Origin of the sequence: Paraburkholderia sp. BR10882, assembly GCF_040948855.1 — a bacterium.
Taxonomy (GTDB): domain Bacteria; phylum Pseudomonadota; class Gammaproteobacteria; order Burkholderiales; family Burkholderiaceae; genus Paraburkholderia; species Paraburkholderia nodosa_A.
On sequence record NZ_JBFPKP010000013.1, the window covers coordinates 163903 to 178774 of the forward strand.

The 14872-nt window shown below is 69.2% G+C and carries 12 protein-coding genes and 1 pseudogene; 2 read left to right on the forward strand and 11 right to left on the reverse strand.

Annotated elements, in window-relative coordinates; translation table 11 throughout:
- Positions 1–102: 102 nt before the first annotated feature.
- The 11 genes and pseudogenes from AB3X99_RS28340 to AB3X99_RS28390 all read right to left on the reverse strand — a co-directional run bounded on the left by AB3X99_RS28340 (position 103) and on the right by AB3X99_RS28390 (position 13188).
- Positions 103–2436 (reverse strand): putative bifunctional diguanylate cyclase/phosphodiesterase, encoded by a 2334-nt coding sequence (locus AB3X99_RS28340; protein ID WP_368618786.1) that lies wholly within the window; start codon positions 2434–2436, stop codon positions 103–105.
- A gap of 297 nt (positions 2437–2733) precedes the next feature.
- Positions 2734–3027 carry a hypothetical protein gene (locus AB3X99_RS28345; RefSeq protein WP_028202427.1) on the reverse strand — a complete coding sequence of 98 codons (294 nt, stop codon included), beginning with the start codon at positions 3025–3027 and terminating at the stop codon, positions 2734–2736.
- A gap of 22 nt (positions 3028–3049) precedes the next feature.
- On the reverse strand, positions 3050–3568 hold the full coding sequence (locus AB3X99_RS28350) for a hotdog family protein (protein WP_368618787.1): 519 nt from the start codon (positions 3566–3568) through the stop codon (positions 3050–3052).
- A complete protein-coding gene (locus tag AB3X99_RS28355; protein WP_368618788.1) occupies positions 3565–4392 on the reverse strand; it encodes a beta-ketoacyl synthase chain length factor in 828 nt (275 codons plus the stop codon). Before AB3X99_RS28355 ends, AB3X99_RS28350 begins: the two co-directional genes overlap by 4 nt.
- A 5-nt stretch (positions 4393–4397) precedes the next feature.
- On the reverse strand, positions 4398–5603 hold the full coding sequence (locus tag AB3X99_RS28360; RefSeq protein WP_368618789.1) for a beta-ketoacyl-[acyl-carrier-protein] synthase family protein: 1206 nt from the start codon (positions 5601–5603) through the stop codon (positions 4398–4400).
- 30 nt (positions 5604–5633) lie between these two features.
- Positions 5634–6494, reverse strand: coding sequence for a polysaccharide deacetylase family protein (locus tag AB3X99_RS28365; RefSeq protein WP_368618790.1), 861 nt, complete (start codon positions 6492–6494; stop codon positions 5634–5636).
- Entirely contained in the window at positions 6491–9034 is a 2544-nt protein-coding gene (locus AB3X99_RS28370) for an MMPL family transporter (protein WP_368618791.1), read from the reverse strand. The genes AB3X99_RS28365 and AB3X99_RS28370 overlap by 4 nt, the downstream gene beginning before the upstream one ends.
- A complete protein-coding gene (locus AB3X99_RS28375) occupies positions 9034–9603 on the reverse strand; it encodes a LolA-related protein (protein ID WP_368618814.1) in 570 nt (189 codons plus the stop codon). The genes AB3X99_RS28370 and AB3X99_RS28375 overlap by 1 nt, the downstream gene beginning before the upstream one ends.
- A 218-nt stretch (positions 9604–9821) precedes the next feature.
- A pseudogene (locus AB3X99_RS28380) lies at positions 9822–10727 on the reverse strand (acyl-CoA synthetase); the annotation flags it as partial.
- Positions 10724–12463 carry an AMP-binding protein gene (locus tag AB3X99_RS28385; protein WP_368618815.1) on the reverse strand — a complete coding sequence of 580 codons (1740 nt, stop codon included), beginning with the start codon at positions 12461–12463 and terminating at the stop codon, positions 10724–10726. The gene AB3X99_RS28385 and the pseudogene AB3X99_RS28380, both read right to left, overlap by 4 nt.
- A gap of 68 nt (positions 12464–12531) precedes the next feature.
- A complete protein-coding gene (locus tag AB3X99_RS28390) occupies positions 12532–13188 on the reverse strand; it encodes a hypothetical protein (protein ID WP_368618792.1) in 657 nt (218 codons plus the stop codon).
- Between the two features lie 527 nt (positions 13189–13715).
- Between AB3X99_RS28390 and AB3X99_RS28395 the strand changes: the two genes are divergently transcribed.
- Positions 13716–13976 (forward strand): phosphopantetheine-binding protein, encoded by a 261-nt coding sequence (locus tag AB3X99_RS28395; protein WP_133186676.1) that lies wholly within the window; start codon positions 13716–13718, stop codon positions 13974–13976.
- 71 nt (positions 13977–14047) lie between these two features.
- Positions 14048–14764, forward strand: coding sequence for a 3-oxoacyl-ACP reductase FabG (gene fabG, locus AB3X99_RS28400; RefSeq protein WP_069265799.1), 717 nt, complete (start codon positions 14048–14050; stop codon positions 14762–14764).
- The last annotated feature ends 108 nt before the right edge of the window (positions 14765–14872 follow it).

Here is a 14872-nt window from a genome sequence, read left to right on the forward strand (position 1 = left end):
GGCGCGATGCGTCCGGCATCCGCTCTCTGCCAACGTCTACGGCCTGGCGCGGGAAATCTTGAGCCTGCCGCTCCCGCACGAGCGTGCCGGATGAGGACACGCTCACACGCCCTCGCGCACGCGGCCAGCAGCATGCTCGCGCAGGAGCGCCGCGCAGCCCTGGGCGCTCACCGGCCTGCCGAACAGGTAGCCCTGCTGCCGCTCGCAGCGCAGCGAGCGCAGAAACGACGCCTGCTCGGGCGTTTCCACGCCTTCGGCGGTCACGCGCATGCCGAGCGAATGCGCCATCGCCACGACGGCCGAGGTGATCGCCACGGAGTCGCGGTTGTCGGGCAGACCCGCCACGAACGTGCGATCGACCTTCAGATGGTGCAGCGGAAAGCGCTTCAGATACGAAAGCGACGAGTAGCCGGTGCCGAAATCGTCCACTGAAATGCGCACGCCAATGGCGTTCAGCGCGTGCAGGAGAGGCAGCACACTCTGGCTGTCGCTCATCAGAATGCCTTCGGTGATCTCCACTTCGAGCGCGTCGGGCGCGAGGCCCGTGCGCGCGAGGCACCCCTCCACCTGTTCGACCAGCCCGTCCGCGATCTGGCGCGGCGAGAAGTTGACCGCCATGACGAAGTCGGGCGCGAAGAGGCGCCGCCACTGCGCGGCCTGGCGGCACGCGTGCTCGAGCACCCATTGGCCGATCGGGATGATCATGCCGGTGTCCTCGGCCACGGGGATGAACTCCACCGGCGAGACCTGGCCGAGCTCCTCGCTCTCCCAGCGCAGCAGCGCCTCGGCGCCGATCATGCGGCCGCTTTCGCCATCCACGATCGGCTGATAGACGAGGCGCAGTTCGCCCGAAGCGAGCGCGCGGCGCAGCCCCCGCTCGATCTGGAAACGGCGCTGCAGGTGCTGGCGCAACTCGTTCGTGAAGAACTGGAACTGGTTGGTGCCGCGCTGCTTGGCCGCGTACATGGCCGAGTCGGCGTTGCGCATGAGTGCGGCGGCGCTGCGGCCATCGTCGGGATACAGGCTGATGCCGATCGAGGCGCCCAGGTAGTACTCGTTGCCCGCGACCGCGAACGGCGCGGCAAGCGCGCCGAGCACGCGCTGCGCAAGCGCGACAAGGTCGTCCACGCCCTTGTAGCAGCACACCGCGATCACGAATTCGTCGCCACCCACGCGTGCGAGCGTGTCCCCCTCGCTCACGCAGCCGGTGAGGCGCCGCCCCACGTCGCGCAGCAGCGAGTCGCCGGCTTCGTGGCCGCCCGTGTCGTTGACCTTCTTGAACCCGTCGAGATCGACGAAGAGGAGCGCCGGCTTCGCCGAACACGTAGCGCGCTCCAGCATCGCGTGCATGCGATCGGCGAGGAAGGTGCGGTTGTACAGGCCTGTGAGCGCGTCGCGCGTGGCGAGGTAGCGCAATTGCTGCTGCGCCTCGCGCACGGGCCCGATATCCGTGAACGAGACCACCACGGAAATCGGCTCGCTTTCGCCGGGCCGGAAGATCGGCAGCACGTTCTCGCTCACCCAGACGATCTCGCCGTCCGCGAGTTCGAGGCCGACGGTCTCGCCGAGCACCGGCTTGCCCGTCTCGAGCGCCTTCATGCTCGGGCGCTTCGAGGTGGGCAGGGGCTTGCCGCTTTCGTCGAGCACGCGCGGAATCACCTGCATGATGCTCATGCCGACAGCGTGCTCGGGCAGGCGCAGGAGGCGCCGCGCGCTGCGATTGCAGGCGAGCACGGTGTCGTCGCGGGCCTGCATCACGATGCCTTCGTTGAGGTGGTCCACCACGAGGCGATGGTGCTCCTCGCTGAGCGCGAGACGCTCGGCCATGGTCTGCTGGTTGAGCATGGCCGCGACGCTGTGAGCGATGTCGCACAGCAGCGCCTCCTCGGCCGCGCTGGGCCGCCAGGGCCGGCTCTGGTACACGGCGAGCGCGCCCAGCACGCCGCCGTTGTCGTCGTCGAGCGGCGTCGTCCAGACCGCGCGGAGGCCGCTGTCGAGCGCGATGCGGCGGTACTCGCCCCACTCGTGCGCGAGTTCGTAGTCCTCCACGCATATCGTGCGCCGCTCGGCGATCGCCGTGCCGGACGGGCTCGTGCCGGAACCGACCGGCGTGCCGTCGAACGCGGCGTGATACTGCGCCGGCAAGTTCGGCGCACTGCCGATGCGCAGGCGCTGGCCGTCGGCATCGAGTTGCAGGACCGCACAGTTTGCGCCCGCGCCCAGCAGCCGCCCGGCGCGACAGCAGACTTCCGCCAGCAGTTCCGGCAGCGGCATGCTGCGCGACACCAGCCGCAATACGCTGCGCTCCTGTGCGAGCGCCGCATCGGTTCCGTTCGCGGCCCCGCTGGTTGCCCCGTCCGATTCTTTCGACACCTCCGACTGACCGCCCCGTGATCCCGCTGCGTCGAACGCTGCCGCCGCTTGGGAATAGACCATACCTTCTTCCCCTCTTGTTGCCGCGGTGCCTGTGGTGCAAGGTAGCGCCCGCGGCCGGCTCGATCTCTAATGTGGTGCGCGGCAAACCGCTCGCCGTCAGGCGAGCGATTGCGCCGCCCCTGCGTTAACGGCAAGGGCGGCGCGATTCTTGAAGCGTTGGGGCGAAAGGCACGGGCCGGCGGCGAGCCGGATAACAGGGCGCGGACGGGAAGGCGCGCCGGGTGGAGGGGTATGGGCGGCACGTAGGGGTTCGCGAGGGTAAACGCCTACGCGCGCCGGTGCATCGCAAAAAACGCCTTACGCCTGACTCTTCTCGCTGCTTTCGCCGCTGCCGTCCTTGTGGAACACGCGCTTGGTCGCGCGCTTGGTGGCCTCGTAACCTTCGCGCGACGCATGCGCGATGCCGTGGCCCACCGTCTTCGCCGCGTGCGCGGTGGCGTGGCCGAAGTCGCGTGCGGCGTGGCCGGTTTTCGTGGCCGCTTCCTTCGAGTCGTGCTTGATGTTCTCCTTCACTTCGTGAAGGTCGGCGTGCGCCATCGTGCTGGCCATGCCCAGCACGAGCGCGGCAAGTATGAACCGTTTGGATTTCATCATCGGGCTCCCTTTTGTATTGTCATCGAATGACTGCGGACGCGTCGAGCATGACTGCCGCGCGTCCCGTAAGCAGCACGCGGCCCTCGCCGCGCACCGTAAAACCATAGAGTACCGTGTTGCCGCTGCCGCTCACGCGTTCGGCTTCGATCGCGAGCGGCGCGGCGAGCGTGTCGAGGCGCTCGATATGCGCCACTACCGTGCGCACGCTCGCAAGAAAACCCACGCGCGGACGCTCGGCCTCTGCGCCGTCCAGTGCGCCGAGCAACGCGCCATGCACCGCCATGGCCTGCGCCGCGTACTCCACGCCGCACACCGCCGCAAGGCGGCCGCGCGAGCGCAGCGGATTGTGCGGATCGCGATGGCTGGTCGCGATGCAGCGGATACGCGTCTCATCCCATGACTGTACCGCGTCGAGCAGGCACATCGCGCCGCTATGCGGTATGCGCGCCGCGATCCATGCGCGGTCGAGCGGCGCGCCCGGCGCGGCGTTCGCGATCACGTCCGCGAGCGTAGCCGGCAGAATGGCTTGCGTCGTCATGCCCCCTCTCCAGACGCATCCACGGGCTCGACGTCGATTTGCACACGCAGCTCGGGCATGTAGTCGATGACCACGCTCGCAGGCTGGCCGGATGCATCGATGCGCGCGAGCGCTTCGAGCAGCGGCAGCACACGCGCGGCGGGATTGTTCGTGCGCAGCGCTTCGAGTTCAGGCGAGGCGAGCGGCGTCGCGAGCGCTTCGGTGAGCGTCACGTCGAGGCGCGCGAGCGTCGTCGCGCTCGCCTGCGGCGCGAGCACGAGCGCGACGCCGAATGCATCGGCCACGGGACGCAACGCGTGCAGCGGCTCGGGATAGTCGGCGTCGTAGGCGATCAGCAAGGTGGGCACGCCATCCACGGCCACCTGACACGCGCTTTCGAGCAGCCCCGCTGCGAAGCTGCCGTCGTGCGCGCACAGCACGTTCGATGCGGCCCGGTCGCGCGTCGCGATGCTCCAGTAGCCCGCGGGCGCGTTATGCACCGAGTTGTGAAAACGCGTGGGCGAAAGCAGGCGGTCGTCGCTTGCCAGCGCGTCGCAAATGATGTGGCAGTTCTGACCATCTCCACCCGAGGCCGCGAACACGGCGGCAAGCGTCGTCGCGTCGCGACCGCTCGCCGCGACCGCTTCGTGGCCCACGGCGAGCGCGGTCTTGACGACGGCCCCGGTGCGGCGGCGCTCTGCCGCCGGCAACCCCTCCGGCGGCGGCAGCACCGTGCGTGCGCTCGCGTAGGGCGCGCGCGCGGCGAGCACGTCGGCCGTCTGCGGCCAGTTGGCGAGACCCGGGCCGATCACGCCGACGCTTTCGATGAATACGGAAAGTTTCATATCGGTCATCCGTGATGTGCGCGGTCCGCGCGCCCGAACAGGAGGCTGCAGTTCGTGCCGCCAAAACCGAATGAATTGCTGAGTGCGGCGCCGATTTGCGCTTCGCGGCTTTCCAGCACGTAGTCGAGCCCGAGCGCGGCGTCCGGCTGCGTGGTGTTGACGCCGGCGGGCACGAAACGATGGCGCAGCGCGAGCGCCGCGATCACGGCTTCGAGCGCACCCGCCGCGCCGAGCGTATGCCCCGTCGCGCCCTTGGTCGAGCTGCATGGCGTGCGCTCGAACAGTGCGTTGATCGCGCGGCTTTCAGCCACGTCGTTGCTCGGCGTGGCCGTGCCATGCAGATTGATGTAACCGATTTCGTCTGGGGCCACGCCCGCGGTGGAAAGCGCCTGCGCCATCGCGGCGCGCGCGCCGAGCCCTTCGGGATGCGGCGACGACATGTGATGCGCGTCGCTCGATTCGCCCACGCCGAGGAGCAGGACGGCGTCGTCGTCCAGCGTGTCGGGCGTGCGCTCGAGGAAGGCGAACGCCGCGGCCTCGCCAATCGAAATGCCGTTGCGGTTCACGTCGAACGGGCGGCACGGATCGCGCGAAAGCAGTTCGAGCGAGTTGAAACCGTACAGCGTCGTCAGGCAGAGCGAATCGACGCCGCCCACCACGGCCGCATCGATCAGCCCCGCCTCGATCATACGGCGGGCGGAGCCAAACACCTTCGCGCCCGAGGAACAGGCGGAAGAAATCGACGTGGCCGGGCCGCGCAGGCCAAAATAGGCGCGCACGAACGAGGCCAGCGCGAACGGGTTGTGCGTCTGCGCGTAATGAAAGCCCGGCTTGAGCGCGCCGCTTTCCAGGTCCCGCTGCCGGTAGGCGTTTTCGGTTTCGAGAATGCCCGAGGTGCTGGTGCCGACGAACACGCCCACCCGCTCGGCGCCATAGCGCGCGACGGCGGCCCGAATGTGTTCGGCGAAACCGTCCTGCGTGAAGCCGATCTGCGCGAGACGGTGGTTGCGGCACGCATAGTCCGCGAGGTCGGCGCGTAGCGTCTCGCTCTCGAGGCCCGCCACTTCGCCAATCCACGTATCGAGGTCCGCGCGCGCGAAGTCGCAGCGCGCGAGGCCCCCGCGCTTGCCGCGCAGCGCGTCGAGCGTCGCGTCGAGCCCGCGCCCGAGGCAGCTGGTAGCGGTGAAATGCGAAAGGATCAGTGGTTTCACGTCAGTCGTTCCGTTTGCGCAGCGGTGGAATCAGGGTTGACCGGCTTCGCCGTCGAGGCACGCGCGCAGTGTGGTCCACTGCAGCTGGCGTTCGGCGGCGGCGCGCAGGAGCGGCGGCAGCACGTCGAGCACGAGCGGCTTGCCGCTTGCGTCGCGCGCCGCGTGGCCGTCGTGCACGAGCAGGATGTCGCGCGCAGCCAGGCCATCGAGCAAACGGTGCGTGACCGTCCCGGCCTCTTTCGCGCGGGTGTCGAAGCCGCGCCGCGTCCAGCTCGCGAGGTGCAGGCCGAGGCCGCACAGCACCGGCTCGAGGAACGGATTGCGCAGGCCCGCCGGTGCGCGGAAAAAGCGCGGCGGCGTCCCCGCGATTTCGGTAAGCGTGCGCTGCGCCGCCTCGATCTCGCGCTTCATCACGATGGGCCCCGAGACTGAAAACGTATGCCGATGGCGCTGGCTATGGTTCTCGACGGCATGGCCGCGCGCCACGATCGCTTCGACCAGATGCGGGTGGCGTCGCGCGAGATCGCCGATGCAGAAGAAGGTTGCGCGAACATCGAAGTGGTCGAGCAGGTCGAGCACGCGCGGTGTCACTTCGGGGTCCGGACCATCGTCGATGGTGAGCGCGATGCGCTGCCCCGCGTGCTCGGGCAGGCGCGTCCAGTTCGGGCCGAGCAACGCGCTGCGCGGCCACAGGCCCGCGGCGATCAGCGCGAGATGCGACGCGACCACGCTGCCCGCGGCCCACGGCCACGCGTGCGGCTGCGCGGCCACGGCGGCGGCCGCTCCCGCGTGCAGCGCCGCCGCGCCGCTTATGAACGGCGACGGCCTCCAGCGGCGCGCCGTGGCGGACGCGGGCGTCGCATGCGTAGCGCGCAACGAAGCCGAATTCATGCGCGGCCTCCGTGCGGGTGGGTCATCTGCGCGGGTTCGGTACGCGGGCGAGCGTGCCGCCGCTCGTCGCGCGTATCGGCGCTCAGGTGCGCCTCGTCGCTGCTGTGCACGAGCGGCGGCGCGAGAATCGCCGCGAACACGAGCGCGAGCATCGCGCCCGGCCCCACCGTCAGCCCGAACGTTTCGAGCAGTGGCACATGAGACAGCGAGAGCAGGCCGAAGCCCGCCACCGTCGCGAGATTGGCGACGAGGAGCGAGACGAGCGTGCGCGGCGTGATGCCCGCTTCGTCGTCGCGCTTGCAGAAGAAGAGCGCATAGTTCGAGCCCACGGCGACGATGAGCAGCATGCCGACCAGGTGCAGGATGGTGAGCGACACGCCTGCCAGCGCGAATCCCGCGGCCACGACCAGCACCGCCGCGACGAGCGGCGCGAGCGCCCTCGCCGCACGCGAGAACGAGCGCAGCGCGAACACCAGCAGCACGACGATGACGGCGAAACCCGCGAGCGAGAGGCGAATGTCTTCGTGCACGTAGTCCACGTACATGCGGTCGGCTTCGGCCTTCATGTCGACGAAGAGCGCGCCCGGCACGTTCGCACGGGCGACGGCGCCGCTCACGGAGCTGGCGTCGAGGCTCGGCGTATTCACGGCCTGCGCGCCCTGTGAATGGCGCGGCGCGCGCAAGGCGAGCATGGCGCTCCACTGGCCGTCGCGCTGGGTCAGGAGCGCATCGACGGCGAGCGCCATCGACGTGCCCTTGAGGTCCGCGCGCGTGACGAGCGGCGCGTTGCGCGCCGCTTCGACGTCGGCGAGGAACGGCGCGAAGGCGTCGGGCCTCACATCCACCGGCTGGTTCCTGAGCGCCTCCTGCAGGCGCGTCGTGAGCACGTCCTTGCCGGGCAGGCTCGCGAGGCGTGCACGCTGGGTGGCGTCGCTCGGCAGGTAGCGCGCGGGGCTCTCGAAGCCGCCCAGCACGCCACGCTCGACGAGCGGCTGCAACTGCGCGCCGACCTTCTCCGCGCCTTCGAGCGCGGCCTGCTCGCTCGCGGCCGGAATTACCACGAGATAGCGCACGTCGGGCGCGCCCACGTCCGCGCGCAGGCGCGTGTCGAGCGCCTGGCTCGCGGCGGGCACGGGGCTCAAGGCGGCAAGCTCGTGGCTCCAGAGGTCGTCGCGATGCAGCCAGAGCGACGCGAGCGCGGCGAGCACGAGCGCCGCGAGCGGCCAACGCAGGCGCGGGGCGGCGTGCGCCAGGCGCGCGAGCGCCGCGCCGATACGCGACACATCGCGGATCGCGACTGCTCCGCCCGACAGTTGCGGCAGCACGAAACGCGTGACGAGCGCGGCGCTCGCGAGGCCCGCGATCGAATAGAGCCCGAGTTGCACGAGGCCGGGGAAGCCCGAGAACAGCATCGTCGCGAAGCCGCACACCGAGGTCAGCACGCCAAGGCGGATGGTCGGCCAGTAAGCGGCGAGCCATGCGCGCATCGACTCGCGGCCCTGAGGCGCGCCGCGGGGGCCACCCTGCGACGACTGCACGAACAGATAGATCGAGTAGTCCACCGCCTCGCCCATCAGTGTCGTGCCGAAGCCGAGCGTCAAGCCATGCACCGTGCCGAACACGAGCGAAACCGTCGCAATGCCCGCCGCCACACCCGAGAACACCGGCAGGAGCCCGAGCCCCAGCGTGCGCGGCGAACGGTACAGCGTGAGCAGCAGCGCGACGATCAGCACCAGGCTCAGGGTGGAGAGGCGTTCCACGTCGTGGCGAATCGCGTCGCGCGTGGCGACCCCGAACACGCCCGGCCCCGTCAGCGATACCTGGTAGGCCGAAGCATTGGGCAAGGTGCGCGTGGCGGCGGCAAAAGCGGCGCGCACGGCGTCGATGGCGCGGGACTGGGCGTCCGTGTCGGAGCCGGCGGCCGCCGTTTGCGCCACCAGCACGGCGCGCCGGCCGTCGCGCGAGGCCCAAACGCCGCCGCGGCTCGCAGGCTGCGCCGCGCTATCGAGCTGGCCGACCATCGCCGCCACTTCGCCCGTCGGGTCGCGCGGCAGCAGGTCCTTGGCAACCAGCCCCGCCGACGAAGTCAGCAGATCGAGGCTCTCGCCCAGCGCTTCGTGCAGCCCTTGTTCCGTGAAGTGTTGCGGCGTGACCGCGGGGCTCAGCACATAGCGGTGGGCGAACATGAACTGCTCGTCGCGCGCGTCGTTCTGGCCCGAGCCGTTGTGGATCGCCACGAATTGCGGGTCGGCGCGCAGGCTCGCCGCCACGCGGCGCGAAAGCTCCGCGCGCGTGCTCTCGTAGCCGCCGTCGATGCCGATCAGAATGAGCCGGGACGCCAGCCCGTCGCGCAGTTGATCGACGAGCACTTGCTGCGTGGGGCTCGGCGAGCGCGGCAGAAATGCCGAGAGATCGGCGGTGAAGTTCGCGCGGCCGATCGCCACCGCGCACGCGACGAGGCACAGCAGCCACACCGCAACGGCGCGCCGCTGCACGAGCGCGACGCCGCGCGCAAGGACTGGGTGGGCGCGCGGGTCCATCAGTTCGCGTCCGCGGAAAGGGCATGCAGGCGCATCACCGAATGATCGCCGTCTGCCTGCTGGATCGCGACGCTGCGCATCGCGTCGCGCGTGCCGTCGATCGTGATGGTGCTCACTACCTTGCGCATGCGCGAGTCGAGCGGCGTGAGCGTGAGCGTCCAGTCGTCGCCCTCACCCGTGAGCGCGACCTTGTACACCTGCTCCAGCGCGAAGCGGTTGCCTGCGAGCGTCGCGCGGATGCTCTCGATGAACGCGCCCAGCTCCGGATAGCGCGCGAGCGCCAGCGTGTACTTGTGGTTCTCGCGCTGCACGGTGAGCATGTCGCCGTCCACCACGAGGTGCTCGGGCTTCGGGTTCCGCGTGATCTTTTCCAGATGATCGGGCGCGACGAACACGAGTTCGCCCGACGACTCCACGGGCTGTGTCGCGATCGAGAGGTATTTCGTCTCGGTAAAGCTCGCACGGCCGCACTTGCGCTGCGCGAGCGTGGACATCAGGCGGTCGAGCGTCCACGCGGGCTGCGCGGTTTCGGCAGCCTGTGCCTGCGCGGCAGGCGCGGCCGCCGTCATGACGGAAGCGGCGAGGAAAGCGGCGCTCGCCAGCGCACGCTGGCAGCGCGCGCGCAAGGTTGCGCAACGGCGGTTCGCGCTCATGCGTCGGTCACCTCGTGCACGGGAAGCTCGGCATGGGGGCGCGTCTCGCGGCGGCGCACCGTGGCCGGCGCACGGGCTGCAGTGCTCGCCGCCGCAGTTGCCGATGCCGGTGCGCCAACCATCGCGCCTTGCCTGCCGCCCTGCCAGAAGTCGTAGTAGTTGAACCAGTTGTACGGCGCCAGGCGGCAATAACGGTCGAGCAGGGTAACGTAACGCACGAGCGCCGCGTCGATGGCGCGCTGGCGCGACTCGCGCGGCACGTCGGTGAAGTCCGCCAGCGTTTCGAAGTGCACGTCGTAGCGATTGCCGCCGCGATACAGGCCCGTCATGAACAGCACCGGGCGCTTGAGCATCGCGGCCATGTAGAGCGGCCCGAGCGGGAACGCCGCCGGTTCGCCGAGAAACGCCATGCGGCGCATGGTGGCGGCGTCGTCGGCGAGCAGCGTGCGGTCCGCGAGCATACCCACCATGCAGTTCTGGTCGAGACGCTCGTGCACCTTCAGCATCGAGCCGACCTGGCCGAGCCCGATCACTTCGGGCTTCGCCGCGGGATTCACGGCGGCGAGCGTCGCGTTGATCTTCTGCGCGTTCTCTTCGTACATCGTCACGACCACGCGCAGGTCGGGCCGCGTGCGGCCGAGCGCGCGCACGATCTCGAAGCTGCCGAGGTGCGCGCCCATCAGGAACACGCCGCGCCCCTTGGCGAGCGTCTCGTCCACGAGCGTATGGCCGTGCGGGCGGATATCGAACATATCGAAGCGCGCGTTCGCCAGGTAGATGCGGTCGTGAATCGTCGACGCGAATGTAAACACGTGGCGGTAGATGTCGCGCCAGTGGGCCGGGCGGCCCAGCACGCGGCGCAGGTAATCGCGCGAGGCGGCGCACGCGCGCGGCGAAAACAGCACGAAATACAGCGCGATCAAATGCAGCAGCACGCGGCCCGCGCGGCGGCCGAGGCGCAGCGAGAGCCACGTCATGATGCGCAGGAGCAGCGTATTGCTGCGCTCCTGCTGGTTCGCCCAGTCGGTGCGCTTCGTCATGGCTGCGCTCCGGTTTTTTCGTCGCTGATGACGCCGCTCGCGACATCGCGCGCGCCCGCGCGCAGCGTGAAGCGGATCGCGCCGCTCGCCGCCGCGTCCCAGGCGAGGTCGAGCGTTTCGCCAGGCGCGGCCGGGCTCAGGAATTTCGCGGTGCTGAGCTTGAACGTGGTGAACGGCCGGTTCAGCGCGTCGCCGATCGCGTCGATGGCGTGATCGAGCAGCACGACGCCGGGCACGATCGGGTGACCCGGGAAGTGGCCCGGCAGCGCGGGATGATCGGCGGGAATCGCGAACGAAAGCGTGGTTGCGGGTCCGGATAGAGCGTCGCCCGCTTCCTGCGCCGCCGGCGCGAGGCCGCCGCGCATCTGCCGCGCGACGAACGCCGCGAGCACGTCATGCGGCAGCTTGCCGGTGTCGTTGCGCGGCAGGGAATCGACGAACAGCAGCGGACGCGGCAGAAACGCGCGATCGATGCGCTCGCGCAGCGCGCGCTGCAGATCGGCAAGCGTGAGCGTGGGCGCGACCACGAGCGCGACGAGGCGCTGCACGATGTCGTGTCCCGTATGCGCATCGTGCTCGAGGTGCGCTGGCATGAAGAACACGCCGTCTACCACGCCAGGAATCGCGTTGAGCTGATGGTTGAGGTAGGCGAGCGAGGTCCGCTTGCCCGCGATGTTGATGAGGTCCGCCTTGCGCCCGTGCAGCAGGAAACGCTGCGCGTCGAGCAGTTCGATGGCGTCGCCCATCGGCACCGGCTCTTCCACGTGGCCGCCCGAGACCCACATCGTGGGGCCTTCGTCGTCCTGGACCGCGCTTGCGCGCGCTTCGAAGCGAACCTGCGGGAACAGCTGCCACGTTGCGCCCTTCGCGGTGCGGCGCGTCGCGATCTGGCCGGTTTCGGTGCTGCCGTAGATTTCGACGAGCGGCGCCTTCAGGCGCGTTTCCGCTTCGAGCGCGAGCTTTTCCGAAAGCGGCGCGGTGGCGGAGAGCACCAGTTCGGCCGGCGGCAGCGCGTGATCGGTGGCGAGCAGCGCGCGCAGATGGATCGGCGAGGTCACGAGCACGCGCGGCTGCGGCACGGCTTCGAGTTCGTCGCGGATATCGACGGGATAGAACGGCAGCCGGTTGCTGAACGCGAAGCCACCGATCAGCGGCAGCAACACGGTCACTTCGAAGCCATACATGTGCTGCGGCGGCACCGTGCCGACGATCGTGCAGTCGCGCGCGGCGAGCAGGCCGTGCCGCTCGGCCGACGCGCGCACGCTCGCCACCAGCACGCCCCACGTCTTGGCATGCGGCACCGGCGCGCCGGTGGACCCCGACGTGAAAACGTAGGCCGCGACGCGCGAGGCGTCGATCCGCGGGACGGCGAACGGCGCGTGCCCGTCGGCTTCCTGCCGGGCTTCGGGATACGCGAAACGCGGCAGGTCGATCGCGCAATCGGGCGCGTCGTGCAGGCAGAACGCGTCGGGTGCGAACGAGGCGAGCTGGCGCACCGTTTCCGGCGTCTGCGTCGAGGGCAGCAGGCTGATGCGGCCAGAGACGAGCGCCGCGCACAGGCCCACAGTAAAGCGGTAGCGATCGCGGCAGACGTTGAATACGTGGCCGCCCGCCGGCAGTGCCGCGGCCACACGCGTGACATCGGCGAGGAACGCGCGCACCGTGACGGGCGCGCCGTCGCGCCAGGCCATGACCTGATCGGGCGACGTATGAAAAACGAGCGGATGAGTCTGCATAACTTCAGTCAATACGGATTCCTGCGTTGTTCCCTGCTTTGATTCAGGCTGGCGAGCGGCGTCCATGATCAGGAATGCTCCGCGTGCGCCTGGGTCGTCTGCCGGTATGCGCGAATCGCGTCGAGCATGCCGGCATTCGCCTCGCCAGGCAGCACGAAACGCCGGCATGCGTGCTCGGCGACGAACATCACCGCCACGAGCGGCAACGCCAGATAGTTGGCGAACGTCGACCACGCGACGATCGGTGCAACCGCGAACATCAGCGTTGAAACGCCGGCAATCGCGACGAAAAAAACCGTCCATGCGAGCGTGATCTGGCGCGTATAGCGCGCGACGGACGGCGTCAGCGCGCCGCCGTGGATCATCGACGCGAACTGCGTGCAAAGCGGCACGCGCCCCGCCGCGAGCGTGCGCCCGAACAGCAGCGCCATCGCGAGGTTGAAGCTCACATGCTCCAGATACAGTCCCCACTCAAAGTGCCAAGCAAGCGGCGTGCGCATGAACCACAGCGTGAGCACCACGAGCGTCCACAGCGGCAGCAGCCACGCCCGACGCGGCGAACGCGCGGCGGCGGCCAGCGCGATCGCGAGCGGGGGCACGAGCGCCATGGCCAGGCCGAAGCCGTGCGCGCCGGGCGTCGCGACCGCGTAGTGCGCGCCGATTTGCCAGGCGGCCACGGCCGCCACTCCAAGCGCCGCGCGCGCCGCCGCAGCCACGGCGCTCATTGCCCGCCTCCGCGCACGCGCGCGCCAGAGGGCCGTGCGCAGGGCGCCGGCGGGCGGTCGGCCCCGGTGCGACCCAGGGCGGTCTGGCTAAGCAAAGAGGGCATCTGGCAAATATCGCAAATGGACTCGTAAGTGAATCGTAGGGTAAGGCAAGCGCCCCGAATCCTCTTAAGAAACGCAAGTATCGGGCCGGTTTCTTGCAAGTATGTTCAGGCACGCACATTTTAAGATTGGCGGGACCCGATCACCTGTCCTGTCGGATGCCGGTTTGTAACTGAATGTTCGGAATCGCGTCAGGCGGGGTTTTTGTCCGATCCAGACAGGCCCGAAGCCGTGCAAGCGTCTCGCGCGTTCCGATCCCAAAAAAGCGCGGCGCCTGGCACCGACCCTCTGTAACCCTTTCGGCTGGGAGCACGGTATACGCACCGATACCCTTCACTTAGAATCCTGGTAACTTTTACATCAAACGAACCCTAAAAACGGGTGGCCGGCGCTTTCGGCCCGCACGCCCGGAGAGCCCACGCATGATGAACGCACTGGAACAAGAGCTCGCCACGCAGATCGTGAAAGAGCTGAATCTCGAAGATGTCTCGCTCGACGAAGTGAGCGCCGACACTCCGCTCTACGGCGAAGGCTTCGGGCTCGACTCGATCGACATCCTGGAAATTGCGCTGCTGATCTCGAAGAAGTACGGCTTCGAGCTGCGCTCGGACAATCCGGAAAACGAAAAGATCTTCGCGACGCTCGGCTCGCTGGCCGCCTACGTCGCGGCGCACCGGGTGCGCTGACGTGCGCGGCGCGTAGTGCCATGACTGCCGGCGCAGGCCAGGACCTGGCCAGGATTGAGGGAGGAAAACCCATGCGTGCACTCGTGACAGGCGGCAGCGGCGCACTCGGGCAGGCCATCAGCGTGGCGCTCGCGCAGGCGGGCCACGAGGTCTGGGTGCACGCGAACCGGCGTCTGGCCGAGGCCGAAGCCGTCGCGCAGCGCATCGTCGCGGCGGGCGGCAGCGCGCACGCCATCGCCTTCGACGTGACCGACGCCGACGCGGCCCAAGCCGCGCTCGCGCGGCTCGTGGACGACGCGCCCGTGCAGATCCTGGTGAACAACGCGGGCATTCACGACGACGCGCCCTTGGTGGGCATGCGCCGGGAGCAATGGCGCCGCGTGATCGACGTCTCGCTCAACGGCTTTTTCAACGTGACCCAGCCGCTCCTCATGCCGATGATCCGTACGCGCCACGGGCGCATCGTCAACATCGCCTCGCTCGCGGGCGTGATGGGCAATCGCGGCCAGGCGAACTACGCGGCCGCGAAGGCCGGGCTGATCGGCGCAACGAAATCGCTCTCGCTGGAGCTGGCCTCGCGCGGCATCACGGTGAACGCCGTGGCGCCCGGTATCATCGCTTCGCCCATGGCGGAGCACGCGTTTCCCGCCGAGCGCATCAAGCAGCTCGTGCCCGCGCAGCGCGCCGGCCAGCCCGAGGAAGTCGCGGGCATGGTGGCGTACCTGGTGTCCGACGCGGCCGCCTATGTGACAGGGCAAGTGCTCTCGATCAACGGCGGCCTGGCTTGAACACGCGGCGCGTTTTCCGCTGCTGCATCCTCTGAGGAAATACGAGTGTCTGTGCAACCCTTCGACGCAAAGCGGCAGTCGCGCTCCGCGCCCGGCACCAGCACGGGC